This is a genomic window from Sphingobium sp. SA2, from assembly GCF_032227065.1.
Taxonomy (GTDB): Bacteria; Pseudomonadota; Alphaproteobacteria; order Sphingomonadales; family Sphingomonadaceae; genus Sphingobium.
The window spans coordinates 312,912-339,606 of the sequence record NZ_JAPMXX010000006.1; the positions used below are offsets into that span (position 1 = coordinate 312,912).

At 62.9% G+C, this 26,695-nt stretch carries 26 protein-coding genes; 11 read left to right on the forward strand and 15 right to left on the reverse strand.

The features are described 5' to 3' along the window. Positions 1-6 precede the first annotated feature (6 nt). The gene (gene dgcA, locus OVY48_RS08980) at positions 7-981 is read right to left on the reverse strand and encodes an N-acetyl-D-Glu racemase DgcA (protein ID WP_313924730.1); all 975 of its coding nucleotides are present in this window, start codon (positions 979-981) and stop codon (positions 7-9) included. Positions 982-1,082: 101 nt separating this feature from the next. On the opposite strand from dgcA, the gene OVY48_RS08985 reads away from it, so the two are divergent. Then, positions 1,083-2,387, forward strand: coding sequence for a class I SAM-dependent methyltransferase (locus OVY48_RS08985; RefSeq protein WP_313922577.1), 1,305 nt, complete (start codon positions 1,083-1,085; stop codon positions 2,385-2,387). Positions 2,388-2,418: 31 nt separating this feature from the next. After that, positions 2,419-4,206 carry an ABC transporter transmembrane domain-containing protein gene (locus tag OVY48_RS08990; protein ID WP_313922578.1) on the forward strand — a complete coding sequence of 596 codons (1,788 nt, stop codon included), beginning with the start codon at positions 2,419-2,421 and terminating at the stop codon, positions 4,204-4,206. Between the two features lie 21 nt (positions 4,207-4,227). On the opposite strand, the gene OVY48_RS08995 is transcribed toward OVY48_RS08990, so the two are convergent. The 5 genes from OVY48_RS08995 to OVY48_RS09015 all read right to left on the reverse strand — a co-directional run bounded on the left by OVY48_RS08995 (position 4,228) and on the right by OVY48_RS09015 (position 7,346). Next, positions 4,228-4,557: a PilZ domain-containing protein gene (locus OVY48_RS08995; protein WP_313922579.1), complete on the reverse strand. Its 330-nt coding sequence runs from the start codon at positions 4,555-4,557 to the stop codon at positions 4,228-4,230. 230 nt (positions 4,558-4,787) lie between these two features. After that, a complete protein-coding gene (locus OVY48_RS09000) occupies positions 4,788-5,210 on the reverse strand; it encodes an ExbD/TolR family protein (RefSeq protein WP_037473523.1) in 423 nt (140 codons plus the stop codon). A 45-nt stretch (positions 5,211-5,255) separates the two neighbouring features. Then, complete coding sequence (locus tag OVY48_RS09005) at positions 5,256-5,741, reverse strand: ExbD/TolR family protein (protein ID WP_037473522.1); 486 nt, start codon at positions 5,739-5,741, stop codon at positions 5,256-5,258. Between the two features lie 99 nt (positions 5,742-5,840). Further along, the gene (locus OVY48_RS09010) at positions 5,841-6,611 is read right to left on the reverse strand and encodes a MotA/TolQ/ExbB proton channel family protein (protein ID WP_313922580.1); all 771 of its coding nucleotides are present in this window, start codon (positions 6,609-6,611) and stop codon (positions 5,841-5,843) included. Positions 6,612-6,683: 72 nt separating this feature from the next. Further along, a complete protein-coding gene (locus OVY48_RS09015) occupies positions 6,684-7,346 on the reverse strand; it encodes an energy transducer TonB (protein WP_069065925.1) in 663 nt (220 codons plus the stop codon). A 254-nt stretch (positions 7,347-7,600) separates the two neighbouring features. On the opposite strand from OVY48_RS09015, the gene OVY48_RS09020 reads away from it, so the two are divergent. Beyond that, positions 7,601-8,473, forward strand: coding sequence for a hypothetical protein (locus OVY48_RS09020; RefSeq protein ID WP_409593087.1), 873 nt, complete (start codon positions 7,601-7,603; stop codon positions 8,471-8,473). An 88-nt stretch (positions 8,474-8,561) separates the two neighbouring features. After that, positions 8,562-9,866 (forward strand): homoserine dehydrogenase, encoded by a 1,305-nt coding sequence (locus OVY48_RS09025; RefSeq protein ID WP_313922581.1) that lies wholly within the window; start codon positions 8,562-8,564, stop codon positions 9,864-9,866. Between the two features lie 7 nt (positions 9,867-9,873). Here OVY48_RS09025 and OVY48_RS09030 read toward each other — a convergent pair whose 3' ends face one another. Further along, complete coding sequence (locus OVY48_RS09030; RefSeq protein WP_313922582.1) at positions 9,874-10,317, reverse strand: hypothetical protein; 444 nt, start codon at positions 10,315-10,317, stop codon at positions 9,874-9,876. 107 nt (positions 10,318-10,424) lie between these two features. Between OVY48_RS09030 and glpX the strand changes: the two genes are divergently transcribed. Beyond that, complete coding sequence (gene glpX / locus OVY48_RS09035) at positions 10,425-11,408, forward strand: class II fructose-bisphosphatase (protein ID WP_313924732.1); 984 nt, start codon at positions 10,425-10,427, stop codon at positions 11,406-11,408. 19 nt (positions 11,409-11,427) lie between these two features. Here the strand turns inward: glpX and OVY48_RS09040 are convergent, their stop codons facing one another. The 6 genes from OVY48_RS09040 to OVY48_RS09065 all read right to left on the reverse strand — a co-directional run bounded on the left by OVY48_RS09040 (position 11,428) and on the right by OVY48_RS09065 (position 18,583). Continuing rightward, the gene (locus OVY48_RS09040) at positions 11,428-11,805 is read right to left on the reverse strand and encodes a MerC domain-containing protein (protein WP_037478159.1); all 378 of its coding nucleotides are present in this window, start codon (positions 11,803-11,805) and stop codon (positions 11,428-11,430) included. 74 nt (positions 11,806-11,879) lie between these two features. Further along, positions 11,880-13,502 (reverse strand): diguanylate cyclase, encoded by a 1,623-nt coding sequence (locus OVY48_RS09045; RefSeq protein ID WP_313922583.1) that lies wholly within the window; start codon positions 13,500-13,502, stop codon positions 11,880-11,882. A gap of 128 nt (positions 13,503-13,630) precedes the next feature. Then, complete coding sequence (locus OVY48_RS09050) at positions 13,631-15,130, reverse strand: catalase (protein ID WP_313924733.1); 1,500 nt, start codon at positions 15,128-15,130, stop codon at positions 13,631-13,633. Between the two features lie 135 nt (positions 15,131-15,265). Then, on the reverse strand, positions 15,266-15,676 hold the full coding sequence (clpS, locus tag OVY48_RS09055) for an ATP-dependent Clp protease adapter ClpS (RefSeq protein ID WP_313922584.1): 411 nt from the start codon (positions 15,674-15,676) through the stop codon (positions 15,266-15,268). A 119-nt stretch (positions 15,677-15,795) separates the two neighbouring features. After that, on the reverse strand, positions 15,796-16,704 hold the full coding sequence (locus OVY48_RS09060; RefSeq protein WP_313922585.1) for a phasin family protein: 909 nt from the start codon (positions 16,702-16,704) through the stop codon (positions 15,796-15,798). 139 nt (positions 16,705-16,843) lie between these two features. Continuing rightward, positions 16,844-18,583 carry a class I poly(R)-hydroxyalkanoic acid synthase gene (locus tag OVY48_RS09065; RefSeq protein WP_313922586.1) on the reverse strand — a complete coding sequence of 580 codons (1,740 nt, stop codon included), beginning with the start codon at positions 18,581-18,583 and terminating at the stop codon, positions 16,844-16,846. A gap of 143 nt (positions 18,584-18,726) precedes the next feature. Between OVY48_RS09065 and OVY48_RS09070 the strand changes: the two genes are divergently transcribed. From OVY48_RS09070 to OVY48_RS09080, 3 genes are read left to right on the forward strand one after another with little or no spacing between them, the layout of a single operon-like run. Next, the gene (locus OVY48_RS09070) at positions 18,727-19,935 is read left to right on the forward strand and encodes an LL-diaminopimelate aminotransferase (protein WP_313922587.1); all 1,209 of its coding nucleotides are present in this window, start codon (positions 18,727-18,729) and stop codon (positions 19,933-19,935) included. A gap of 16 nt (positions 19,936-19,951) precedes the next feature. Further along, entirely contained in the window at positions 19,952-20,431 is a 480-nt protein-coding gene (locus OVY48_RS09075) for a DUF2721 domain-containing protein (protein ID WP_313922588.1), read from the forward strand. Continuing rightward, entirely contained in the window at positions 20,428-20,964 is a 537-nt protein-coding gene (locus OVY48_RS09080; protein WP_313922589.1) for a 2Fe-2S iron-sulfur cluster-binding protein, read from the forward strand. Before OVY48_RS09075 ends, OVY48_RS09080 begins: the two co-directional genes overlap by 4 nt. A 4-nt stretch (positions 20,965-20,968) precedes the next feature. Here the strand turns inward: OVY48_RS09080 and OVY48_RS09085 are convergent, their stop codons facing one another. Next, positions 20,969-23,530 carry an HWE histidine kinase domain-containing protein gene (locus tag OVY48_RS09085; RefSeq protein ID WP_313922591.1) on the reverse strand — a complete coding sequence of 854 codons (2,562 nt, stop codon included), beginning with the start codon at positions 23,528-23,530 and terminating at the stop codon, positions 20,969-20,971. Then, entirely contained in the window at positions 23,523-24,062 is a 540-nt protein-coding gene (locus tag OVY48_RS09090; protein WP_313922593.1) for a biliverdin-producing heme oxygenase, read from the reverse strand. Before OVY48_RS09090 ends, OVY48_RS09085 begins: the two co-directional genes overlap by 8 nt. 228 nt (positions 24,063-24,290) lie before the next feature. Here OVY48_RS09090 and OVY48_RS09095 point away from each other — a divergent pair, with 228 nt between their 5' ends. From OVY48_RS09095 to OVY48_RS09105, 3 genes are all read left to right on the forward strand, one after another. Continuing rightward, positions 24,291-25,265 carry an RcnB family protein gene (locus OVY48_RS09095; RefSeq protein ID WP_313922594.1) on the forward strand — a complete coding sequence of 325 codons (975 nt, stop codon included), beginning with the start codon at positions 24,291-24,293 and terminating at the stop codon, positions 25,263-25,265. Between the two features lie 102 nt (positions 25,266-25,367). Beyond that, positions 25,368-26,045, forward strand: a complete 678-nt coding sequence (locus tag OVY48_RS09100) for a 2OG-Fe(II) oxygenase (RefSeq protein ID WP_313922595.1) — start codon at positions 25,368-25,370, stop codon at positions 26,043-26,045. A gap of 149 nt (positions 26,046-26,194) precedes the next feature. Then, a complete protein-coding gene (locus OVY48_RS09105) occupies positions 26,195-26,665 on the forward strand; it encodes an RcnB family protein (protein WP_037474758.1) in 471 nt (156 codons plus the stop codon). Positions 26,666-26,695 lie beyond the last annotated feature (30 nt).

The window sequence follows — 26,695 nt, forward strand, 5'->3', positions numbered from 1 at the left end:
AACGGATCAGCCCATGCCCCAGAGCGCGCCGGGTTGCAGTTGCCCGTCGCGCAGCGCCAACCCACCGGCGCGATCCTCCGCCAGCAATAGCGCGCCGTCCAGGTCGATCCAGTCCGCGCCCTGCGCCAACAGCGCAGCGGGCGCGATGCCAAGCGACGTGCCGAGCATGCAGCCGACCATGAGGCGGAAGCCGCGCTCTTTCGCCGCGCGCGCCAAAGCGAGGGCTTCGGTCAGCCCGCCCGCCTTGTCGAGCTTGATATTGACCGCGTCAAAATCGCCTAGCCGGTCGAGATCGGCGCGCGTGTGGCAGCTTTCGTCGGCGCAGAGCGGCAGCGGCGCATGAACGCCCGCGAGGCGCGCCTCCTGCCCATGGATTACCGGTTGTTCGACCATCTCCACGCCCAAGGCCGCGAGTGCTGCTGCTTCTGCAGCGATGTCGCGATCATGCCAGCTTTCATTGGCATCGACGATCAGCCGCGCCGTGGGGGCACCGCGCCGCACGGCGGCGATGCGGTCCTGGTCGCCCTCCCCCGTCAACTTGCATTTGAGCAACGCAAAGCCCCGCGCCGTCGCGACCCGCGCATCGGCCTCCATCAGATCGGGATCGCCCAAACTGATCGTAAATGCCGTCGCCAGCGGTGCGGGTGGTGCCAGACCGGCCAATTGCCACACCGGCGCGCCCGCCTGCTTGGCTTCCAAATCCCATAAGGCGCAATCGAGCGCGTTGCGCGCCGCGCCGCGCGGCATGGCGGTCAGCAAGGCTTGGCGGTCCAATGGTCCGGTATAGGCGTGCAGGGCGGCGACGCAGCTTTCCGCGCTTTCGCCCTCATAATAGATGGCCGTGCCCTCGCCTTGCCCGACATGGGTGCCATCGCCCACGGTGCAGACGACGACATCGACATGCGTCTTGGCTCCCCGGCTGATGACGAAGGCACCTGCCACCGGCCAGCGTTCGACGGTCGCAGAGACTATACGGATCATCGCGCTTTCCTGCGTCATCGGTTGACCATGGTCGAGACCGTCATATGAGCGAAACATAAAGTCCGGCATAGTCCCGTGATGCAACAAGGAGCCTATTTTCCGTGACATCCCGCGACCTGACCGGCTTTTTGCCCCTCAATGAAGCCCATGCCGCGCAAAGCGACTGGCCCCGCCGCCTGTCGGACATGGCGTGGCGCATCGGTTTCGGTGCGATCGGCTGGCCGTGGTTGCTCGCCAGCTTGTCGGGCGGACGCCCGGCGGACAAGCGCGCGTTGCTCGATGAACTCGGCCTGCCGCATGATGCGCTGCCGCATCTGGGCAGTTGGAAGGCCGATGTCGGTTTTCTGCGGCATATCGTGCGGGAGATTGCGCGGGTGCGCCCTGCCCATGTGGTAGAACTGGGCGCAGGCGCTTCATCGCTGATCGCGGCGCGAGCCTTGCAATTGCACGGCGGCGGGCGGTTGCACAGTTTCGACCAGCATGGCGGCTTTGTCGATGCGACCCGCCAATGGCTGAGCGACCATGCGATTGATGCCGACATCCGTCATGCGCCGCTGACGCATGAAAGCGCGGATTGGCCCGGCCGCTGGTATGCGCTGGAGGGTGTGCCGGAGCGCATCGACCTGATCATCATCGACGGCCCACCCTGGAGCGTCCATCCACTGGTGCGGGGCGCAGCCGACAGCCTGTTCGCGCGATTGTCGCCTAATGGCGTCGTGCTGCTGGACGATGCCGCGCGGCCGGGCGAACGTATCGTCGCACGGCGCTGGCGCGAGCGGTGGCCGCATATCGATTTTCGCCTGATGCGCGATGGGACCAAGGGCACGCTGGTCGGCCGTCGCCGCGACCTGACCGCGCCTGTCGCCAACGACAATGAGGATGGGCGCACATGGCGGCATATGCGCCGCGCGGCAGCGGTTGCCGCGCTGCTGGGCATCGGCTGGATCGCGCGCGGCGAATTGGGCGAATTTCCCCAAAGCGCGCAGGCGAGCAGCTTTCTGGACGAAGCGGCCGCCTCGCGCCGCACCGGACTGCTGCGGCAGGGCATGGCATCGCAGATCGAAAGCGCGACATTCGACGCGCAGGAAATCCGGCGGTCGACCGGCATCATCCTGCCTGCATTGCCGGGCGATTGGCGGGTGACCGACGTTCAACTATTTCCAACGACCGACAGCCCCGCCATCGCGATGACCATCGTGACGCCGGAACAGGAGACGCTGTCCCTGTTCGCCGACAAGGCCGAAACCCCCGCCGAGGCCACGCCGCTGGTCGCCCGGCGCGCGGGCGACGTGGTGGCCTATTGGGAAGTCGGCACCATGGCCTATGCCTTGACCGGCGAGGGCGACACGCGCCGCATCCTGCACCTCGCTGGCACGATCGCCCCTATGGGCAGGACGCCCCATTGAGGCTTTAGGGGCGGCCTGCTAAGCGCCGCGCATGGAGGACAGCCCGCAACCCACCGCCCGCGCCGACGCGCGACCCGCCCTTGGCAGCCTGGCGATGTTGTGGCGGTTCGCCCGGCGCTATCCGGCGCGCATTGCAGGGGCATTGGCTGCGTTGATCGTCTCGTCGGCGGCGACGCTAGGCATCCCCAGCGGCTTTCGCTTGGTGATCGACAAGGGGTTCATGGGCGGCGGCGACATCAGCCGCTGGTTCGAATATCTGCTGCTGATCGTCATCATCCTGGCGTTGGCCAGCGCGCTGCGTTTTTACTTCGTGTCCTGGCTTGGTGAACGGGTCGTCGCCGATATTCGCAGCGCGACCCAGGCCAATTTGTTGCGGCAGGCACCGCGCTTCTTTGAAGAAAACCGCCCGTCCGAAATCGCGTCGCGCATGACCGCCGACACGGCTATCGTCGAGCAGGTGGTCGGATCGACCGTGTCCGTGGCGCTCCGCAATCTGGTGACTGGGCTTGGCGGGCTGATCTATCTCTTCGCGCTGGCCCCCAAGCTGGCGGCGCTTCTGTTGCTGGGCATTCCCGTCATCCTGCTGGTGCTGATCAGCCTGGGCCGCAAGGTGCGCGGCCTGTCGCGCGCCAGTCAAGATCGGCTGGCCGATGTCGGCAGCGTCACCAGCGAAGTGTTGGGCGCGATGAAGATCGTGCAGGCCTTTGGGCAGGAGGCCCGCGAGGCGATGCGGTTCAACACCACCGTCGAGGCGGGTTTTGCGACCGCACGCCGCCGCATCGGGTTGCGCGCGATCATGACCGCCGTAGTGATCGCTTTGGTGTTCGGATCGATCACCGCCGTCATGTGGCAAGGGGCGCTGGACGTTGCCGCGGGGCGATTGTCGGGCGGCAGCATCGCCGCGTTCGTGCTGACCGGCGGATTGGTCGCAGGGGCGTTCGGTTCGCTGTCCGAAAGCTGGGGCGACCTGTTGCGCGGCGCGGGTGCGGCCAGCCGCCTGCACGAATTGATGAGCGCGACGCCTGACATCCTGCCGCCGGCCGTGCCTGTACCGATCCCGGTCACCACCAATGGCGCACGGCTGACCTTTGCCGACGTCTATTTTCATTATCCCACCCGCCCCGATCAAGCCGCACTGAACGGCGTGTCACTGGACATCGCACCGGGCGAGACAGTGGCGGTCGTCGGGCCGTCGGGCGCAGGCAAGACGACCTTGATCCAGTTGGCGCAACGCTTCTACGATCCCGACCAAGGCGTCGTGCGTCTGAACGACGTGGCCCTGCCCGATGCCGATCCAGCCGCTGCGCGCGCTATGATGGCGATGGTGCCGCAGGATAGCGTGATCTTCGCCGCGTCGGCGCGCGACAATCTGCGCTACGGCTGCTGGGACGCCAGCGATGACGAGATTTGGGAAGCGGCGCGTGCCGCCAACGCCGAAAGTTTCCTGCGCGCGCTGCCACAGGGTCTCGACACATTCATGGGCGAAGGCGGGGCGCGTCTGTCGGGCGGCCAGCGCCAGCGGCTCTCGATCGCGCGCGCCCTGCTGCGCGACGCGCCGATCCTGCTGCTGGACGAGGCAACATCAGCGCTGGATGCGGAGTCCGAGCGATTGGTGCAGGATGCGTTGGGGCGGCTGATTCAGGGACGGACGACCATCGTCATCGCCCATCGGCTGGCGACCATCAGGGCGGCCGATCGGATCATCGTGATGGATGAGGGCCGGATCGTCGAACAGGGCGACCATGCGTCGCTGGTCGCCCAAGGCGGGCTCTATGCCCGGCTCGCCAGCCTGCAATTTCAGGATATGCCCGCCGCCTGACCCGTGCCCTTGCCCCGCCCGTCAGGCGCGGTTGGCGGCCTCATGCAGTTTCACGACATGGTCGAGGATCGCCGGATGGAGCGGGTTTTCAAAGGCGCAACCCGCCTCATGCCCGCGCGTCCAGAGGACTCGCGCACGACGCCCCTCGAAGCCGGGCAACATGATCCATAATTCGCCACCAGGCAGCAGTTTCATGAAACTTTGCAACCGAAAGCCCGACACCGACAGGTCGGCGATCGCGCTCTTGACCCAGGTTTCGCCGGGCCGCCGAATCTTGACGCTGATCCGCACATGACGGCGTTCGGCAGCGCGCGCCTTATGGCTGGCTTGATGATGTCGATCGGCGCCCATGGCTTGTACTTCATTCCATTCACCGGTCAGTGTCGGGGATTGAGGTAAGGAATTGGTTAAACCCGCACATTTCCGATCGGTTTTGCGGTCCTAGAGATAGGTCAAAACCAAAAAAAAGGGCCGCCCGAAGGCGACCCCTGATGGTCCGGCATTATCATGAGGTCCGTCTGCTATCCACTGCCCGCCAAACTGGGAAGTCCTGGCGCGGGCAGAGAGAGGCAGATCAGGCCTTAGAAATTGCCATATTGTTCGTTGCCGACGAAACCCAATTTGGTGACGCCTGCCCGCTTGATCTCGGCGAGCACTTCATCAACGGTCACATAACGGGTCTGCGCGTTCGGCTGGAACTGAAGTTCCGGCTCGACGGGCAGGCGCAGCGACTGTTGCAGATACTGGCGCAGCGTCAGCAGATCGATCGCCGAACCGTTCCAGGTGATGATCCCGGCTGCGTCGATCGCAACCTTGTTCTTCACTGGATCGACCATGGGGGCGTCGTTCGTCGAGGACTGCGGCAGATCGATCTTCACCGCGTGGGTTTGGATCGGGATGGTGATGATGAACATGATGAGGAGCACGAGCATGACGTCGATCAACGGCGTCGTGTTCATTTCCATCATCGGTTCGCCATCGTCGCTACCGGCGCTCATTGCCATGGGGCGTACTCCTAGAAATTCACAATAATCAGCACGTATCGGACGTTACATACGGGTGGTTTTCATACCTGGTTCCGGCTCGGAAATGAAGCCGACCTTCGGAAAACCTGCGCGCTGCATCGTGTAGATCGTGCCACCGATGCACCGATAGGGGGTATTGATGTCACCGCGGATATGCACTTCGGGCAGATCCTCCGGCGTCATATTCTCGATGCCGCCAACCTTCTTGATGTCCGCTTCCAGCTTGGCAACGGCGCGGTTGAGCAGGTCTTCGGAATTGACCTTGGTCATGTTCCAGTAAACCGCACAGCTACCGTCTTCTGCTGGCATGATGGACAGCGAGACGTTCTCCGGCTTGGTCGTCGTCGGTTCGAATTCGACCTTGGGAAGCTCTAGATCGACCGTCTGAAGCACGACAGGGACGGCGATCAGGAAGATGATGAGAAGCACCAGCATGACGTCGACGAGCGGCGTCGTGTTGATATCTGTGATCGGCTTTTCTTCGCCGGAGCCACCAACGCTCATTGCCATTGATCAGTATCCTAACATGTCTGTCATTTTAGACCGCACGCCAGGAGCGGCGATCTTGGGAGCCGAAGATGCGCGATGCATTCCGGCTCCCATATTTGATCAGGCCTTGGTGGCGGCTGCAGGAACCGGCTTGCCCACCTGGGCAGGAGCAGGCGTGCCGACAACCGGCTTCACTGCACCGTTCGAAACCATGTAGCCCAGCAGGTCGGTCGAGAAGGACGAGAGGTCCTCGGCGATCGCCTTGTTACGGCGCTGCAGGAAGTTGTAGGCAAGCACGGCGGGAACCGCGACGACCAGACCCAGAGCGGTCATGATCAGCGCTTCACCGACCGGACCGGCAACGGCGTCGATCGATGCCTGACCCGAAGCACCGATCTTGATCAGCGCGCGGTAGATACCGATAACCGTACCGAACAGACCGACGAACGGCGAGGTCGAACCAACGGTCGCGAGGAAAGCGAGACCGCCGCCCAGCTTCCAGTTGATGGCGTTTTCCGAACGGGCCAGCGAACCGTGCAGCCAGTCATGCGCTTCGACCGGATCGGTCAGCTTGCTGTGCTGTTCCTGAGCGGCAATGCCGTCATCGACCAGCTGCTTGTAGGCGCTGTTCTTTTCCAGCTTGGCGACGCCTTCCTTCAGGCTGTTCGAACGCCAGAAGGTCGTGCGGACCTTCTTATACTGGTTGATGACCTTCTGCTGTTCGATCAGCTTGGTGAACAGCACATAGAAGGTGCCGACCGACATGCCGACCAGGATGATGAACACGGTCCAGGCAATTACGCCGCCCTGTTCCAGAGCTTCCATGAGGCCGTAGGGGTTGGCGGCTTCCGCGGCAGGTGCGGCAGCGGCCGCGATGATGGAGTTCAACATGATCAAGACTTCCCTCTCAATGAGATCAAGCGAAGGAAAGGCGGCGCGGTGCGCCCGCCCTTCCGTTCTGAATTATTCCGGCAAACGCCAAGTGATACGACCGTTGTACGTGTCGGACATATCCCTGCCATCGGAACCCTTGGCCGGCTTGAAGCGTGCGCGACGCGGCAGCAGGCGGCAGGTCGCTTCATCCAGATCGGAATGACCGGTTGATGAAGTGATGGTGCAGTTGGTCACGCGACCATCCGGGCCAATTTCCAGACGGAAACCAGCCGTACCCGAACGTTCTTCGCGCTGTGCGCGGCTCGGATAGTCGGCATCGCTGAGCCAGCTGCCTGGCGACCCACGCGGCGAAGCGCGCGTTGCGGCCTGAGGCGGCGGCGGCGGTGCAGCCGGTGGTGGGGGCGGTGCTGCGACCGGGACGGGGTTGAACACCGGAGGCGGTGTCCGAACCGTCTGAATCGGCGGCGCCGGGGTCGGAGTCTGCACGATCGGCGGCGGAGCAACTACCGGCGGCGGCTCGATCGGCTGATCTGGCGGCGGCGGTGGCGGCTCTTCGTCCGGTGGTGGCGGTTCCTCTTTCACGTCGATCACGTTCAGCTGTTCTGCCGCTTGTTTGACATATTTCATGCCAAGGCCGGAGACGAAGGCATAGCCAAGAACAGCGTGAATCAGGGCGACGATGATGATCGATATCGTGCGACTCGATCCTTCCGAGTGGTCAGCATAGGCCATTCAGCAACGACACTCCTTAACTCATCTTACCAATGGGTTCTACAAATCAGCCAAAAACGACCCCAACCGTCCGGGCTCCCCCCGGTCAGCTTTGGCCCCTGTCCTTCTATTTGCTACCGCGCAAACTCCTATCGCGGTGCATCGCGGCACGCAAACGCTTTATCGATATGTTCATTTGCGGTTACCACTTCATATAGGAATGACTTGCCTGTGACATCCTTGCCACTGGCCAATAACACAGGACGAAGCTGACCATGAAACCCGCCACCCTGATCCGCCGCCTCCTGCCGCCATGCCTCATTTTGGCCGCAAACATCCCCGTTTTTCCAGCTTTAGCGCTACAACAGCCGATGGTAGCGCAACCGGCAGAAACCGGTACGGGCCTGTCCTACGCAGACCTTGCCGACCTCGCCGATACCGCCCCGATGGTCGCGGTTGTGCGAATCCGCAACATCATCACTTTGAAGCCCGATCAGGCGCAAGGCGTCCCGCCGGGGCATAAACGGCTCTATATCGAGGCGGATGTGACGAGCTTGATTCGCGGCGAGGCGGGAATCAGCCCCCTTGTAACCTACCTGTACGACGCACGATTGGATGCGCGCGGCAAGCTACCCAAGCTCAAAAAGGCGTCGTTCATCCTGTTCGCCCGTCCCGCGACCCGCCCCGGCGAAGTGCAGTTGGTCGCCCCCGACGCGCAGATCGCAGCGCCGCCAGTGATGGTGGACAGGGTCAAGTCCCTCCTGTCGTCTATGGTCGCGCGCGATGCGGCGCCGCGCATATTAGGCCTGGGCGATGCCTTCCATGTGGCGGGCACGGTGGCGGGCGAAGGCGAGACTCAGATTTTCCTGCGGACCGAAAATGGTGACCCGGTATCGCTGTCGGTGCTGCGTCGTCCGGGGCAGCCGCCGCGCTGGGCCGTCGCGCTCGGCGAAATCGTCGATGAAGCGGCGCGCGCGCCAGTGCCCGGCACGCTGCTCTGGTATCGACTGGCGTGCAGCCTGCCCCCTGTCCTCCCCGCCCGCGCGGTCCGCACATTGGCCGTGGCTGACGCAGAGGCAGCGCGCGCCGACTATCGCCTGGTGATCGAAGCGCTGGGACCATGCGGACGGACGCGCATAGCGCCGTGATCGAGGAGGGCAGCTTTTGCTTGGACCGTCGGGCGCGGGCGGCTATCAGCCCGGCTTTCATCATCTTCGCCAAGAAAGTGACGCCGCCATGACCAATCTGCACCGCCATGCCCCGTTGCGCGTCGCGCTCGTCGGTCTCGGTACGGTGGGCGGCGGGGTCATTCGGCTGCTCAACACCAATGGCGACCTGATTGCCCGGCGTGCGGGCTGTCCGATCCAGATCGTCGCCATTTCCGCGCGCGACCGGAACAAGGATCGCGGCGTCGATCTGTCGCCCTATGAATGGGTGGACGATATGAACAGCCTCGCCACCCGCGACGATGTCGATGTGGTGGTGGAACTGATTGGCGGGTCGGACGGCCCTGCGCTGACGCTGGCGCGCCAGTGCCTGACTGCGGGCAAGCCGTTCGTCACCGCGAACAAGGCGATGCTGGCCCATCATGGACTGGACCTCGCCCGCCTTGCCGAAAAGGGTGGCATTGCGCTTAAATATGAAGCGGCGGTCGCGGGCGGCATCCCGGTCATCAAGGGGATGCGCGAAGGGGCCGCCGCCAACGAGATTGCCCGTGTTTACGGTATCCTCAACGGCACCTGCAATTACATCCTGACGACGATGGAGAAGGAAGGCCGGGGCTTCGACGAGGTGCTGAAGGAAGCACAGGAGCTAGGCTATGCCGAAGCCGATCCCAGCTTCGACATTGATGGGGTGGATGCGGCGCACAAGCTGACCATCCTTGCGAGCCTGGCGTTCGGTACGGAGTTGGATTTCGACGCGGTCGCCACCACCGGCATCCGCGACGTCATCGCCGCCGACATTGCCGAGGCCGCCGCGCTGGGCTTCCGCATCCGTCTGGTCGGCATGGCGCAGAATGGCGCGGACGGGCTGTTCCAGCGGGTGCATCCGATGCTGGTGCCGCTCGACCACCCGCTCGCGCATGTGGACGGATCGCTGAACGCCGTCGTGGCCGAGGGCAATTTCGTCGGCCGCCTCTTCTTCCAGGGGCGTGGCGCGGGAGAAGGTCCGACCGCGTCGGCGGTGGTGGCCGACCTGATCGACGTGGCGCGCGACGAATATGGCGACGCCTTCGCCATGCCAGTCGCCGCCCTGACGCCGCAGAATACGGCCGACGCCGGTGCCCGCATCGGCCGCACCTATCTGCGCTTCATGGTGCAGGATCGTCCCGGCGTGCTGGCGGAAATCGCCGCCGCCACGCGTGATGCGGGCGTGTCGATCGAAAGCATGATCCAGCGCGGCGCGCATCAGGAAGACGGCGTGCTGGTCGCTATCGTCACCCATGCGGGCGAGGAACGCTGCATCCGCGACACGCTCGAACGGCTCGCCGGGTCGGACAGTCTGCTCGGCACCCCGATGGTGATGCATATTCTCGACTGAGTGCCGCTCACCGTTGCCCCGTGCCCTTGAAGCGATCGGGCAGTGGGGGCGGTGGGGCAAGGTCGGCATCGGGGTCGACGATCGCCGTGATGCTTTTGCCGATCATATCGGCCGCCTTCAAGACGGACAGGCCACCGACGCAGCCCGCCCCCTGCCCGCCCGATACGCCACAACTGCCCTGCTTGACCGGCGCGGCCGAGGCGCGGGGCGTGTCGCCGCGCATGGGTGCGCCGCTGTCCGTCTCTTCACGCGGAAGCGGCAGCCGCTCGCGCACATTACGCTCTGCCTGGCTCTCGCCGCAAACGACGATGGCGTCGCCGCTACGGTCGCATCGCCGGATCACCTGCGTCTTGGTGCGATAGGCCGCCATCAGCGATTCGGTGTCGCGCGCCAGCGCCGTGCCGGGGTGGCTTGCGAGAAGGACGGTTGCAAAGAGGGCCGAGCGAACCATGCGCGCACAAGAGCAAGCGATCATGGCGGCATCATGGCCATGCTGCTCGACAAGGTTGGGGCGACCGCCTATCGCCTGCCCCAATAAGAAAAGGCAGAGGAATGACGATGGTACAGGCAAGTTCGCCCCTTGATCGGGTATTGGTGCTGGAAATGGTCCGCGTCACCGAAGCGGCCGCGATCGCCGCGTCGAAACTGATCGGCCGGGGCGATGAAAAGGCCGCTGATGCCGCCGCCGTCGAAGCCATGCGCTTGGCCTTCAATGACCTCTATATGGACGGCACCGTCGTCATCGGCGAGGGTGAGCGCGACGAAGCGCCGATGCTCTATATCGGCGAGAAGGTCGGCAATGCGATCGGCACTGGTCCGCGAATCGACATCGCGCTCGATCCGTTGGAAGGCACGACCATCACCGCCAAGGCCGGACCGAACGCACTGGCTGTCCTCGCCATTTCCGAAGAAGGCGGGCTGCTCAATGCACCCGACGTCTATATGGACAAGCTGGCGGTCGGCCCCGGCTATCCCGACGGCGTCATCGACCTCAACCGGTCGGCCAAGGAGAATGTCGAGGCCGTGGCCGCCGCCAAGGGTGTGGAGCCGAGCGACATCATCGTGTGCGTCCTTGATCGGCCGCGCCACGAGCGACTGATCGCAGAGTTGCGCGCCATTGGGTGCGGCATCATGCTGATACCCGATGGCGACGTGGCAGGCGTGATCGCCACCACTGACCCGGAAACGACGATCGACCTCTATATGGGATCAGGCGGCGCACCCGAAGGCGTGCTGGCCTGCGCGGCGCTGCGCTGCGTCGGGGGTCAGTTCAAGGGTCGGCTGCTGTTCCGCAACGAGGATGAAAAGCAGCGCGCGCGCAAATGGGGCATCACCGACCTAGACAAGATTTATGACCTGAAGGAATTGGCCAAGGGCGATTGCATCTTCGCGGCGACCGGCGTCACCGACGGATCACTGCTCGACGGAGTGAAGCGCCTGCCCGGCGGCAAGCTGACCACCGAAAGCGTGGTGATGCGCGCCAGCACCGGCACGGTGCGTTGGGTGAAGGGCGAGCATCGCAACAACCAGAAGCCGCTCTGACGAGCGACGATGGCCGGGCCTAGCGCCCGGCGCGGTGATTGAGGTCGTGGCCCAGCGCGAGGATGGCAACGCCAATCAGCGTATAGATGCTTTCCTGCCAGCCATGATCCATCGTCATAGCGCCCGCCATGACGCCAAGGCCAAGCGAACCGATCGCGGCGGGCATCATGAACCGGTGGACCATCGCGCCATGGCCGAGCGCGATCGCGCCCAGCAGGATCGCCAGCACCAGGCCGACCTCATGGAACAGCGGGCTTTCGAAAATGCCCCCGGCGCTGGCCAATACGCCCAGCACGACGGCAGTAACGAAGCAATGCGCGACGCAGAGCCCCGATAGCGCCATCGCAATGCGATCGACGCGACCGGTCAACAGGGATTGGCGAAGGGTCGAAGACATGGACACCACATAGGCCAAGCCAGCGTAGGTTACAACATTACATCGACATTTTTTGTGAAAGCTCACCGGGTGGTTCAGGCGGCGAGGCGCAGGCAGTTCCGGCCGCTATGTTTTGCGCGGTAGAGTGCCTTATCCGCCGCTTCGAGCATCGCCGATCGCGTGGACGTGTCATCCAGTTCGACCAGACCTGCGCTGAAGGTGATGCCGATATGTTTGCCACAGGACACCGGGATCGGATCGAGCAATAGCGCGCGCAGGCGTTCGCAGAGCAGGCTTGCCCGATCGATATCGCTGTCCGGCAGCAATATCGCGAACTCCTCGCCGCCCAACCGGCCTATACTGTCCTGGGCAGAAAGCCCCGGCGTCAACCGATCGACAAAGGCGGTCAGCACTTCGTCGCCGACACCATGACCATGAACGTCGTTGACCGCCTTGAAATGGTCGATGTCGATCAGCAGCAGGCTGGACCGGACGCCATGCCGGGTACGCAATATCTCGGCTTCCAGCTTTTCGAGGAAGGCGCGGCGACTATCCGCCCCCGTCAGCGAATCGCGGGCTGCGACCTGTTGCAGCGCGCGCTGCCGCGCTTTGTGGCGGGACATGTCGCGGATCGTGCTGATGACGCCGCTGGGCTGCCCCCGTTCGTCGACCACCGCGCGCGTGACCATTTCGCACCATTCCATGGCGCCGATCGACAGGAGCGGCCGGAATTCGACTGTGTGGATCGATCCAGGGCGCATCAAGGCGCGACGATGGGCGGCGATCGCCCGGTAACGTGCTTCGCTTTCCCGCAACAGTTGGAACAAGCGCCGGCGTCCGTTCAATTCGGCGGCGACCGGCATCGACAGCAGGAAACTGAGCGCCAGATAGAATTGGAACGCCTGGATGCGCGCGCCCATATCGGCGGACACGATCGTCAACGGCCCCCCGCCCGACAGCGTGGCCGTGCCACCGACCAGCGCCAGGATCACGATCGAGGCCGCGGCACCCATATGTCCGACGCGAAAGGCGATCAGGACGAGCGGCAGGAGCGGCGCGAACAGCATCGGATACCGCGCCCAGTAAAAGATATGGACGATGATCAGGGTGAACAGCGCCAAGATGAGGACGGCCTCGATCTTTTCCGCCCTCGACTTGTCCCGCCGCCAGCGGCGCAACTCGCCTTGCATCAGCATCACCAATATCGGCGCGCAGATCAGCCCGCCCAGCGCATGGCCGGTATACCATTGGACCCACGACGCGCCGAACGACACCGGCGTCAACAACGACGCGACCGCCGCCGCCGGGATGCCCGTGATGACGTCGGCCACTGCGCACAAAGCCAGGATGAAGATCATCAACGGCCGGGTGGCGCCGATCGTCGGCCGATCCGACAGGAAATGACGGCAGATCAACGCCACGATCAACGCTTCGGCCATGTTGATGACCGCCATTGGGATCGCCGCCAGCGGCCCCATGCCGAACAGGCTGGTAGAAAGGGCGCTCGCTATGGCGCAGGTCAGAATGATGGGGGGCCAGCGCCGGACCCGCGTGGTCAGCAGCTTGGCCATCACATAGGCGTTCGCACCCCAGATGAACGCCAGACCGCCCTCGAAGCGCGACAATAGCAAAGCAAAAGTCGCCGCGACAAAGTAAAGGCTGCCGGTCAGAACCAGCGAAAGCAAGGCGCGGGATAGTCGAGAAGTGGAACGTTGCATGTTCCAACCTGGGATAGAGCGATATCGTTAAAATTTGCTCACGGCTCCTTTTGTCCAACAAAAGTCAAAGAAAACCCCCGGCGCGCAAACACCGGGGGAAGACTGGACGGGCGCTATCAGACCGGCTGTCAGGCGGATGCGTCGGCCAGGGTCTGATCGGTGGGAGCGGAGATGGACGGGTTGCGGTCCTTGATCGCCGCACGTGCCGATCGCACGCCTGCGCCATAGTCGGGGTGGACTTGATCGAACAGCTTGCACTGACGCTCTTCGATGAAGTCGGGGATGTCGCCCATGGCCGCGGCGATATTGGCAAACAGGCGGGCCTTTTGCCCTTCGTCGAACAAGTTGAACAGCGCGCGGGGCTGGACGAAATCATCATTGCCCTCGCGGTGGTTCCACCGATCCGCGTCGCCCGATATTTTGAGCAGCGGCTCGTCGAAGCGATGATCCTCGACTGGCCCGCCAAAGCTGTTCGGCTCATAATAGGCTGCCGGATTGGGATTGTTGGGGAAGAAACGCATCGCCCCATCCTTGTGATAATGGTTCACCGGACAGTGCGGCGCATTGATCGGCAACGCTTCATAATGGGTGCCGATGCGATGGCGATGCGCGTCGGCATAGGCGAAGATACGCGCCTGGAGCATCTTGTCGGGCGAAAAGCCGATACCCGGCACGATGTTGGACGGGCTGAACGCCGCCTGTTCGATTTCCGCGAAATAATTGTCCGGGTTGCGGTTCAACTCCATCACGCCGATGTCGATCGGCGGATAGTCCGCATGGGGCCAAACCTTCGTCAGGTCGAACGGGTTGTAGGACGTCTTGTCGGCATCCGCTTCCGGCATGATCTGGACCTGCATCTTCCATTTGGGGAAATTGCCGGTCTCGATCGCCTCGAACAGATCCTCCTGCGTGGATTCGCGGGTGCGGCCGACGACTTGTGCCGCTTCCTCATTGGTCCAGTGCCGGTGACCCTGCATCGTCTTGAAATGGAATTTCACCCAGAAGCGCTCGCCCGCATCGTTGATCAGCGCAAAGGTGTGGCTGCCATAGCCGTTGATGTGCCGTATGTCGGTGGGCAGGCCACGGTCGGACATCAGGATTGTGACCTGGTGCAGCGATTCGGGCGACAAAGACCAGAAATCCCACATCGCGGTGGGTGACCGCAAATTGGTGCGGGGATGACGCTTTTGCGTGTGGATGAAGTCGGGGAATTTGAGCGGATCGCGCACGAAGAAGACCGGCGTATTGTTACCGACCAGATCCCAATTGCCTTCGGGCGTATAGAATTTCAGCGCAAAGCCGCGCACGTCGCGTTCAGCATCGGCGGCGCCCGCTTCGCCCGCCACGGTGGAGCAGCGCAGGATCATCGGCGTCTGCGCGCCGGGTTGTAGCACCTTGGCCTTGGTATATTGGGAAATGTCACCGGTGATCGTCAGCACGCCATGCGCGCCCCACCCCTTGGCATGCACGACTCGCTCCGGCACCCGTTCGCGATTCTGGTGGGCCAGCTTCTCGATCAGTTGATAGTCCTGCAGCAGCAAGGGGCCGCGCGGCCCTGCAGACAGGCTATTTTGATTGTCGGCGATCGGCGCACCCGCGCTGGTGGTCATGGTCGGTTTGTCGGCCATCATCATTCTCCTCATCTTGGATGAGGGGAGAATAGGCCCGAATGGCATTTCGACAAAACAGTATATACCGCGCTCGATGATCGATTTTACCGATCAATAAATGCCCTATGCGCTTTTAGCCATGCACCCGAATGGTCAGGCTTTCTCCAGCGTGCATTGCAACGGATGCTGGTTCTGCCGGGCGAAATCCATCACCTGGTTAACCTTGGTCTCTGCAACTTCGTAGCTGAAAATGCCGCATACGCCGACGCCCCGCTGATGGACGTGCAGCATGACGCGGGTCGCCTGCTCCATGTCCATGCGGAAGAAATGCTGGAGAACGTGGACGACGAATTCCATCGGCGTGTAATCGTCGTTGAGCATCAACACCTTGTAAAGCGAAGGCTTTTTGGTGCGGGTACGGGTGCGGGTCGCGATGCCGACGCTGGGGCCGCCAGGGCCTTCGCCTTGGTCGTCCTGATCCTGACCCGCCATTGTCGCAGGGTCGGCATAGGCTGAGGTGATGCTGTTCATGATGATCGAGAATATGGCGATTTGTCCGGCCATGGCAAGGGGCCGATGGGGCAGGACGGTGCAGCAAACCGGATTTCAGCGTTAACGCGAAAGGGCGCCCTTCCCATCGGGGAAGAGCGCCCTTTCAACTACAGACAGGAAAGCGCGGGCGCTTAAGCGGCCAGCGACTTCACCTTGTCGGTGACGAGCGTCACGCGCGCGGTCAGCGGCTGGGCGATGTCGCCAGCAACCTTCATCATCGCTTCGCTGTTCTTCGCGGCTTCCTTGGTGAATTCGTCGAAGCTGCTGGAGAACATCTGGCTCTGCAACTGGAAGAATTCGGTCGGCGTCTTGACGGTCGCGAAGCTCTTGAGGGCGGCGGTCGCCTTCTCGAAATTCTTGCGGCTGTAGTCGACGGCTTCCTGGCTCATCGTTTCCATCGCCTTGGCAGCGATCTTGCCCGATTCGACCATGGCTTCGACATTGCCCTTGGCGATGTCGCTCATTTCTTCGATCGCCTTGGTCGACTTCTCGACGCTGGCCTTCGCCTTCTCATTCATGTCGGCATAGGCGGTTTCGAGCTTGGCCTTGGTGTCCTCGGCGAACTTCTTTCCGGTTTCCATCACGTCGTTCATGATCTTCGTTCCTTCTGTTGCCGGCAGCGGCAGGGTTGCGTTCGTCTTGGCCTTTTCGTCGAGGCTCTTTGGTGTCTCAGCGTCGGGGGCCGCCTCAGCGGCCGCTTCCGTATCGGGTTCCGGCATGGCATCGACGGCCGTCGTTGCAGCGACGATCGCTGCGGGACTGGCATCTGTTGCCTTCACCGATTTGGCGGACGGATTGGCATCCATCGCAGGCACGGACTTCGCGGACGGATTGGCGTCCATTGCGGGAACCGATTTAGCCGATGGATTGGCGTCCATCGCTGGAACGCTCGATGCCGCCTTGCGCGGGGCAGGTTTCCGAACGGCCGGCGCTGGCTCGATCGCCGCCTCAGCCGCTTTCAATGCTTCGCTTGCCGATAATGTCGCCGAGTCGGTTTTACCGGGCTGGGCAGCGCGTCCGGTCTTTGGGGTAACAGCCATGACCATCCTCCGTTTGTTGCACTGCACAATAAGCCTGCGAATAAGGAATTGCAAGAATTATTGTGCAGTGCAACAAAAGTGCCATCTGCGCCCTGTCGCATGCCCCGAACGGTTCGCCGCAACTTATCTAATTACGTGTTTATTCGCCTTTCACATAGCGCCCTGGCGCATCCTCGATCGCCTTGAGCCGCCCCTTGCCGGGCTGGCGCGCGCCCTTGACCGCGACGGTGCGCGAATCGATCGTTTCGAGCCAGCCGCGCCAGTCCGGCCACCAGCTTCCCTTGGTTTCCTTAGCCTGCGCGACGAAGGCGTCGAGCGTCGGCTGGGCTTCGTCGCAGACCCAATATTGATATTTATGGGCGGCGGGCGGATTGATGACGCCCGCGATATGCCCCGATCCCGCCAGCACGAAGCGGATCGGACCGGACAGATTTTCGGTCAGCTTCCAGACGCTTTCCAGCGGCGCGATATGATCTTCCTTGCCAGCCTGAACATAAGCGGGCGTCTGCACCGTCTTGAGGTCGATTGGCGTGCCATCGACACTGATTGCGCCGGGGGTCACCAGCAGATTGTCGCGATACAGCTGGGTCAGATAGTCGCGATGCCAGCGTGCGGGCAGGTTGGTGGTGTCGCCATTCCAGTAGAGCAGGTCGAACGGCGGATAATCCTGCCCCAACAGATAATTGTTGACGACATAGTTCCAGATCAGGTCGCGCCCGCGCAGCAGGTTGAAGGTCAGCGCCATGTAGCGCCCGTCGAGGAAGCCGCCGGTCGACAATTTGTCCACCAGCTTCATCTGTTCATCGTCCACGAACAGGGTGAGGTCGCCTGCCTTGCTGAAATCGACCTGGGCGGTGAAGAAGGTCGCGCTCGCCACCTTCTCCGCCTCGCCCCGTGCCGTCAGCAGCGCCAGCGTCGCCGCCAACGTGGTGCCCGCCACGCAATAGCCGATCGTATGGACGCTCTTGACCTTGAGCAGGCCTCGCACCGTGTCGATCGCATCGACTTGGCCGCGCAGGATATAATCGTCCCAGGTCAGATCCTTCATCGAGGCATCGGCGGATTTCCACGAAACCAGAAAGACGCTGATCCCCTGATCCACGGCCCATTTGACGAAACTTTTTTGTGGGGACAGGTCGAGAATATAAAAGCGGTTGATCCACGGCGGGAAAATGATGAGCGGAGTTTCCAGCACCGTATCCGTTGACGGCGCATAATGGATCAATTGGTAGAGCGGAGTTTCATGGATGACCTTGCCGGGCGTCGCGGCGATATTACGGCCCAGTTCGAACTGAGTGCCGTCGGTGTGGGTCAGTTGCCCCTTTTCCATGTCGGCCAGCATATGCTGCAAGCCCTTGACCAGATTCTCGCCGCCGCTTTCGATCGTCTTCTGGACCACCGCCGGATTGGTCAGCGGGAAATTCGAAGGCGACAGCGCATCAAGCATGCCACCGGTGGCAAAGCGCAGCTTGGCCTTCTGCTTGGGGTCCACGCCATCCACCGCATCGGCCAATTGGGTCATATAGTCCGACACCAGCAGATAGCTCTGCCGGATGATGTCGTAGAAGGGGTTTTGCGTCCAGGCCGGGTCGGCGAAGCGGCGGTCCTTGCGCGCGGCGGGGCTGTCGGCCGGAACGGGGGCTGGTTCGTCCCGCCACATGCCGCCCGAATCGATGAAGCGCTGCCACATTGCCAGCCCTTCATCGGCAAAGCTCGATTGAATGCGCGCCACGGTTTGCGGATCGAAAGGCAGCGTCATGCCCGACGCGCCCGCCGCCTGTTCCAGCATCAATTGCTGGGCGCGACCGATCGCATGCGTCCATTGCTGCATCTGGTCCAGCGTCGGCAGATGCGGCTCCATGACATCAGCTTTATCCATGGCCACTCTCCTCTTCCTGGCATCAATTCATCGCGCCGCTTTTTCTGGCGTGGCGCAGGCTGGCCGGTTATAGCCAGATTGTGACGCGACAACGGCGTGCGCCGCACTATTCCCTACCGAGAGCTTTCAGGAAAGCCCCTATAATGTCCGAAGAATTCTACCGCATGAAGCGCCTGCCCCCTTATGTCATCGCCGAAGTCAATGCGATGCGGGCGGCGGCACGCGCGGCGGGGGAGGATATTATCGACCTTGGCATGGGCAATCCCGACCTGCCGCCGCCGCCGCATGTCATCGACAAGCTGATCGAGGTGGTGCGCAAGCCCGACGCCCATGGCTATTCCCAGTCCAAGGGCATTCCCGGCCTTCGCAAGGCACAGGCCAATTATTATGGTCGCCGCTTCGGCGTCGATGTCGACCCGGAAACCGAAGTCGTCGTCACCATGGGGTCGAAGGAAGGGCTGGCGAGCCTCGCCACCGCGATCACCGCGCCGGGCGATGTCGTACTGGCCCCAAACCCCAGCTACCCGATCCATATGTTCGGCTTCATCCTGGCCGGTGCGACGATCCGGTCGGTGCCGACCACGCCGGATGAGAATTATTTTCGCTCGCTCGACCGGGCGATGGCCTTCACCGTGCCGCGCCCGTCGATCCTGGTCGTCAATTATCCGTCGAACCCGACCGCCGAGACGGTAGACTTGGCCTTTTACGAGCGGCTCGTCGCCTGGGCGAAGGAGAATAAGGTGTGGGTCTTGTCCGACCTTGCCTATTCCGAGCTTTATTATGATGGCAAGCCGACGCCCTCGATCCTCCAGGTGCCGGGCGCGAAGGACATCGCGGTCGAGTTCACCTCGCTCAGCAAGACCTATTCGATGGCCGGCTGGCGGATCGGTTTCGCGGTCGGCAACAAACAGTTGATCGCGGCGATGAGCCGGGTGAAATCCTATCTGGATTATGGCGCGTTCACGCCGATCCAGGCGGCTGCCTGCGCCGCCCTCAACGGGCCGCAGGATATCGTCGCGAAGAACCGCGAATTGTATCACAAGCGCCGCGACGTGCTGGTGGAAAGTTTCGGCCGCGCCGGATGGGACATCCCTGCCCCGCCCGCCTCCATGTTCGCCTGGGCACCGCTGCCCCCTGCGCTCAAAGAGATGGGGAGCCTCGAATTTTCCAAGCAATTGCTTACCCATGCCAAGGTCGCGGTCGCGCCAGGCGTGGGTTATGGCGAGGATGGCGAAGGCTATGTCCGCATCGCCCTGGTGGAGAATGAGCAGCGGTTGCGGCAGGCCGCGCGCAACGTGAAGAAGTATCTCCAGTCGATGGGTATCAACACGCCCGCCAAGGGCGCAGCCTGACGTTGGGGCGCCTGCCATGATCGCGCTGCCGCAAGTCTCGCTGGTCGCGCAGACGATCCAACTCGCGCTTGCGCCGGTCTTCCTCCTCGCGGGGATCGGTGCGTTCCTGAACGTCTGCGTCAGCCGATTGGCGCGGATCATTGATCGGGCGCGTTCGGTAGAAGCACTGATCCTGACCACACGGGGCAAGGAGCATGATCGACTGGTGGGCGAGATTCGCGTACTCGACCGGCGGATGAGCGTAGTCAACAGCGCGATCTTCCTCTCGGTCGCATCGGCTTGCGCGGTATGTCTGGTCGTCATCCTGTTGTTCGCGGGCAATCTATTCGACGCGCATCTGGGAACGCCCATCGCTGTATTGTTTAGCCTGTCCATGCTGCTGCAAGCGGGCGGGTTTGCCACTTTCATCTTGGAAATCCGGCTGGGGTCAAAGATCATCCATGTCCGCAACGAAGTGTTGTATCACAAGGCGGAGATGGAGGACGGATCGGAGTGACCCGCTTCACCGTCAATGACCGGCCCGTACAATATCGCATGGACCCGGAAACGCCGCTGCTTTGGGCATTGCGCGATGCGTCGAACCTGACCGGCACCAAATATGGCTGCGGCACCGGCGACTGCGGCGCCTGCACCGTGGATATCGACGGCGAAGCGGTCCGGTCCTGCCAGGTCACGATCGGCAAGACCGAAGGGCGGTTCGTCACGACGATCGAGGCGCTGTCGCCCGATCGCGGCCATCCGCTGCAACAAGCGTTCGCCGCCGACAATGTCTCGCAATGCGGCTATTGCATCCCCGGCATTATCATGGCTGCGTCGGTCCTGCTCCGCCGGAGCAATGACCCAAGCGACGAGGATATCGACGCCGCGATCACCAATATCTGCCGATGCGGCATCTATCCCCGGTTGCGTGGCGCGATCAAAAGGGCGGGACGGATCATGCGCGGGGAAGAACGGGTTGCCGCCGCGCCGCCGCCTGGCATCACCCCCGAAAATGCTTCGAAGACGGTGCCAGCGCTCGGAAAACCCTGAATTTTTAGTCGGACGCCGCGATCATCGGTCCCAAGGCCTGAGCGAGCGTCGTGCCCGAATAGGGTTTCTTGACCAGCACGATATGCGCGAAGCGTTCGGGCAGTTCCAGTCCATCGCCATAGCCGGTGGCGAAGAGGAAGGGGATGCCCTTCTGTGTCAGCAGATCCGCCACCGGCAGGCTGGTTTCATGGCCAAGGTTGAAGTCCAACACCGCCAGGTCGATCGACTGGACCATGATCGCTTCCTGGGCACGACCGACGCTGGCGACGGTCGAGACGTCGGCCCCCAGATCGCGCAAGGCATCCTCGCCATCCATGGCGATGATCATATTATCCTCGACCAGCAGGACGTTGCGACCGCGCAACAGGCCGGGCGTCGCGGCTGGCACCGGCTTGGCCCGATCCCGCGACACGACTTCGGGCAGGACCGAGACGATATGGCGTGAGGGAATGCAGAAATGCGCTTCGATCCCAGCCAGCCGGTAGTTGATTTCGGCATGTCCCTCCAGATCATAGGGGATCGAGCGTTCGATAACGGTCGAACCGAACCCCCGGCGCGTCGGCGCGACCACGGCGGGGCCACCGCTTTCGGTCCAATCCAGCAGCAGGCTGCCATCCTCGTCCACGCGCCAGTCGATCGTCACGGTGCCGCTGTCCGACAGCGCCCCATATTTGGCGGCGTTGGTCAGCATTTCATGGATGACCAGCGCCATGACGGTGAAACAGCCGGGCGTCAGCAGCACATTGGGACCGGACAATTGCACCCGGTCGCGGCGCTCGCCCAGATAGGCACCCGCTTCCACCTCTATCAGGTCGTATAGGCGCGCCGGACTCCAGCGATCGGCGGTGATCTGATCATGCGCGCGCGCCAGCGCATGGACGCGGCTTTCGAGCGTACCGATAAATTCCTCGACCGTCGCCGCACTATCACGGGTCTGCGACAACAGGCCGCGGATCAGCGAAAGGATGTTGCGAACGCGATGGTTCAATTCCGCGATCAGCAATTCCTGCTTCTCGTTCGCGCGCTGCCGTTCCTGGTCCGCCGAGTCGGACAGGCGCAGCACGACTTCGAGCAGGGCCGTGCGCAGCGCTTCGGCCACGCGCAGTTCGGCGGGGGCAAAGGGCAGCGCTACGCCCTTGACCAGCTGCGACCAGCTTTCGAAGCTCTTGCGCGGGGTCAGGCGCGGGCCGTTGGGGCCATATTCGATATACTTGTCCTGCTGCCCTGCCCAGCGCACCGAGCGCAATTGTTCGGCCCGGAACAGCACGACATAATCGCGCGGACGACGCGACAGCGGGATCGCCAGCAGTCCGGCTGCGCGGTCGGCATAATCGGCCGCACCCGGCAGCACCGCAGAAAGATTGTCGGTCGTATAGATTTGGCTGGCCGCCACGCAATTGAGCATCGTGACGATGGCCGAAAAGGCCGCAGGATCGGGCGTCAGGCCGGAAAAGGTCATCTGCCCGTCGATATAGATGCCCACGCCATCGGCCGGAATCGTGTCGAAAATGATGTCGCCAAGCCAGCGGGAATTGGACAGCAGGTCATGATCCTGCGCGACAGCCGCCATCAACCGGTCGGCCACCTGCCGCGCTTTGCCCTCATAGGTGGCCGTTTCGGCGCGCTCGCGACTTTCGAGCATCATCGAGAAGATCTGGCCGAACAATTCGGCCGCGCTGCGCTGCGCGAAAGTCGGCAGGCGGGGCGCATAATGGTGGCAGGCAAACAGCCCCCATAATTTGCCTTCGACGATGATCGAGATGGAGAGCGATGCCCCCACCCCCATATTGCCGAGATATTCGATATGGATCGGCGACACGGCGCGGGTGAGGCACAGCGACATGTCGAGCGCCGCTCCGGTGGGATCGAGCGCAGGCACCACCGGAACCGGCACGGCCTTCACATCGGCGATCACGCGGAAGATATTGCGCAGATAGAGGGCGCGGGCCTGCACCGGGATGTCCGATGCGGGATAATGGAGGCCATAGAAACTGTCGACACCAGAGCGCAGCGCTTCGGCGACCACCTCGCCGTCGCCGCCCTCCGCAAAGCGATAGACCATGACCCGGTCGAAGCCGGTCAGCGCCCGCACCTGCCGCGCGCCATCGCGCAGGAACGGGGCCATGCCCTCCACCTGCGCCAGCCGGGAGACCATCGAGCGAACGATGCTGCTTGCCTCCATCTCGTCATGGGAAGCGGGTTCGCCCTCGATCACGACCAACTGCCCGGAAAAATGCACGGCGATGTCGAACGCCGGACCACCGTCCATCAGCACCAGAGAGAAGATGCGCTCGACCGAATCGGGACCGCGCAGCAGGGTGATTCGATTGCGCAGCATATGGATCGCATCGGCGGAAAAGACTGCGCTGATCGGCCGACCCAGCAAACGGTCGGGTTCATGGCCGATGAAGGCGGCACTATTGGCCGATACGCGCGACACCAGCCAGTCGGCAGTCAGCGCGATCAGGAAACCGAACGGCTGGATCGTGCCAAGAACATGGATCGGCTCGCGATCGCAGTTGGTAAGGTCGACGGCGAAGCCGGCCACACCGTCGACATCAGCCATGGACAGCCGCTCGCTCTGCCGTGCCCGCTTGCGAGAAGAGGGCGAAGGCCGCCTGGGCACCCTGCACGGCGTCGTCCAGCCAGCCTTCGCCGCCTTCCGCACCGGCGCTATCGAGCGCGTGCTGGAAGGCAATCCATTCGCCCTTGCCATGCACCGCCGAAAGATAGGCGGTGGGCAGATCAGGTGCGACCTTGCGCGCCAACATGGCACCACCAAGCCGCGAGCCTTCGAGCGCGTAGAGCAGCCCCCAGCGATAGCCCTCGCTGGCACGATCCTCCAGCGGCAGGGGGGCGGGCATGGCCTGTCCCAGTGCCGCGATGTCGGACGCCAACAGCGGCAGGCGAGGCGCCGACGGCCGTGCAACCGGCTCCAGCGCACCCAGAGCGCGGGCATGGGCCGTCAGAAAGCGGCGATAGCTGTCGGGCGAATCCATCGCATGATCAGCAAACAACGCATCGACCTGTCGATGATTGTCTGTCGTTGCGTCGCGCAAGGCCAGGCGGATTGCGCCAACATGGGGGGATTTTTTCACGGCGCAGTCCTATAGCGAGTTCGTGACCGCTGCACTGATCTGGATCAGCTTTTATGCTTGCACAGCACATATCGAACATCGGGCACGCGATATTTATCATGATCGCAAGATGAACCATAGTCCATGTTCACCATCGTCCAATGCTTTCAAATGGCTGACGAACGGGTTCAGACTTGCGACACGCCGAATGGCATAGTCGTACACCATCAGGGCGCATTGTGTGCCCGCATGAAGAAAGTCCGAACCATGTTCAGGAAGATGATGCTGGCGGGGTTGATGAGCGCGACATTGCTGAGCGGCATCGCGCCTGCCTATGCCCAAAGTGAGCCGCGCGACCGTGGCAATCGCAGCGAGCGGATGCAACGGCCTGATCGTGGTGCGGGCGAACAGCGGGGCAATCGCATGGTTCGACCGCAAGGAGACCAGTCCTACCGCTGGCAGCAGCGCGGGAATGTAAGCGCGCAAGGACAGCCACAGATACAGCGTCCGGCCCAGGCACCAAGGCCCGCCGCCGGGATGGCACCCTATCGCCCCGACATGCGGGATCAGCGCCGTGCCGACCCGCGCGTGCGCGCCACGCCTGATCGCAACCTGCCAAGCCAGGTCGTGACCACGCCTGGCCAACGCGACGGATGGCAGGACCGGCGCGAAGAGCGGCGGGACGATCGCCGGGATGTCCGCGCAGATCGCCGGGATGGACGGCAGGACTGGCGCAATGATCGACGCGACGATCGTCGTGATGATCGACAGGATCGGCGCGACGACCGCAGGGACGATCGGCGCGACGACCAGCGGTGGAACAATAACCGTGGCTGGGTAGCGGGCGTCGGCAACAATAATTGGAACAATGGCCGCCGCTATGACGATCGCGCGCGCTGGAGCAACCAGCGGCGCTGGGACAATGGCTGGCGGCAGGATCGGCGCTATGACTGGAACAGCTATCGCAGCCGCAATGGCAACCAGTTCCGCATGGGCCGCTATTATGCCCCGCGCGGATGGGACTATGGCTATCGCCGCTTTTCGGTCGGGATCACCCTGTCCAGTCTGCTCTATGCCAATAATTATTGGCTGAACGATCCCTATGCCTATCGCCTGCCGCCTGCCTACGGCACGCTGCGCTGGGTGCGCTATTATGACGACGCCATGCTGGTGGATGTGCGCGACGGCTATGTCGTTGATGTGATCCACGGGTTCTTCTGGTGACGTGACGAAACTTCCTGAACTGGCCTTCAGGAACCCCTGACCCCGGAGCGGCAACGCTTCGGGGTCTTTTCATGCGCCTGCGGTCTGTGGCAGGAAGCGCCAATGACGGACATAATGGACGATGGCGGCATTGCCTCCCCAGCGCGCGCGCAGATCGGCGCGGGCGTGCGCGCTCGGCTGGAACGAAACCCGATGGTCAGCCGCATCGACAGCGACAGGATCGACATCTTCGGACGCCACGGTTTTCTGAGCAGCGCGGAATGTGCGGGCCTCCGCGCGATCATCGACGCAGGTGCGCAGCCATCGACTTTGTTTTCGGGCAGCGCGAATGCGGACTATCGCACCAGCCATAGCTGCAATCTCGACCCTTTCGACGAGTTGGTCCGAACGGTCAGCGATCGGATTTGCGCCTTGACCGGCCTGCCCGCCGACCATGGTGAAACCTTGCAAGGCCAGCGTTATGCGGCAGGGCAGGAATATAAGGTTCATTGCGACTATTTTCCGGTCACCGCCGATTATTGGCAGCGGATGCGCAAGAGCGGTGGACAGCGTAGCTGGACCGCGATGATCTATCTGTCGGCGGTGGAAGCAGGCGGCGAGACGCATTTCCCGCATTGCGAATTCATGGTGCCGCCGGTTGAGGGCATGTTGCTGGCGTGGGACAATATGGACCGCACGGGCGCGCCCAACGCCATGAGCCTGCACGCCGCGCGTCCCGTGGAAGCTGGCACCAAATATGTCGTGACCAAATGGTTTCGTGAGCATCGCTGGGGCCACTGAAGCCCGATACAATTTGCGACATAAATGACTGAAAACTGACAGACGCATTCGCGCATCGTTCAGCCGCGGAGCGGCATATCTCTGTGTGTTGGCAGCGGAGCCGGACCTTTTCCTTTCGGTTGAGCCGCCAGACAATATGGAGACGAGATATGCGTAAACTGATCATCCTGGGCCTATTGGCCGCAACGGTTGCGCCGAGCGTTGCATCGGCGCAGTCCGCCCGCGAAGTCCGCCAAAGCCAGCGCGAACTGCGCGAAGAGCAGCGCGACCTGCGCCAGGCGCAGCGCTATGGCGACCGCCGCGACGTGCGCGATGAACGACGCGACGTGCGCGAGGCGCGCCGCGAAGTACGCGAAGACTGGCGCGACTATCGCCGCAGCCATCGCAGCGTCTATCGCGCCGGCAACTGGCGCGCCCCCTTCCGCTACAATCAGTGGAATGCAGGCGCGCAGCTTCGCCCGGCCTATTACAACTCGCGCTATTATATCAGCGACCCCTATCGCTATCGCCTGCCCCGTCCGGGCATGAACCAGCGCTGGGTCCGGCATTATAACGACGTGATGCTGGTGAATGTGCGCAATGGTCGCGTGATCCAAGTGCATCGCGGCTTCTTCTGGTAAGAGTCCGCCGACAGGAGAACGGCCCCAACG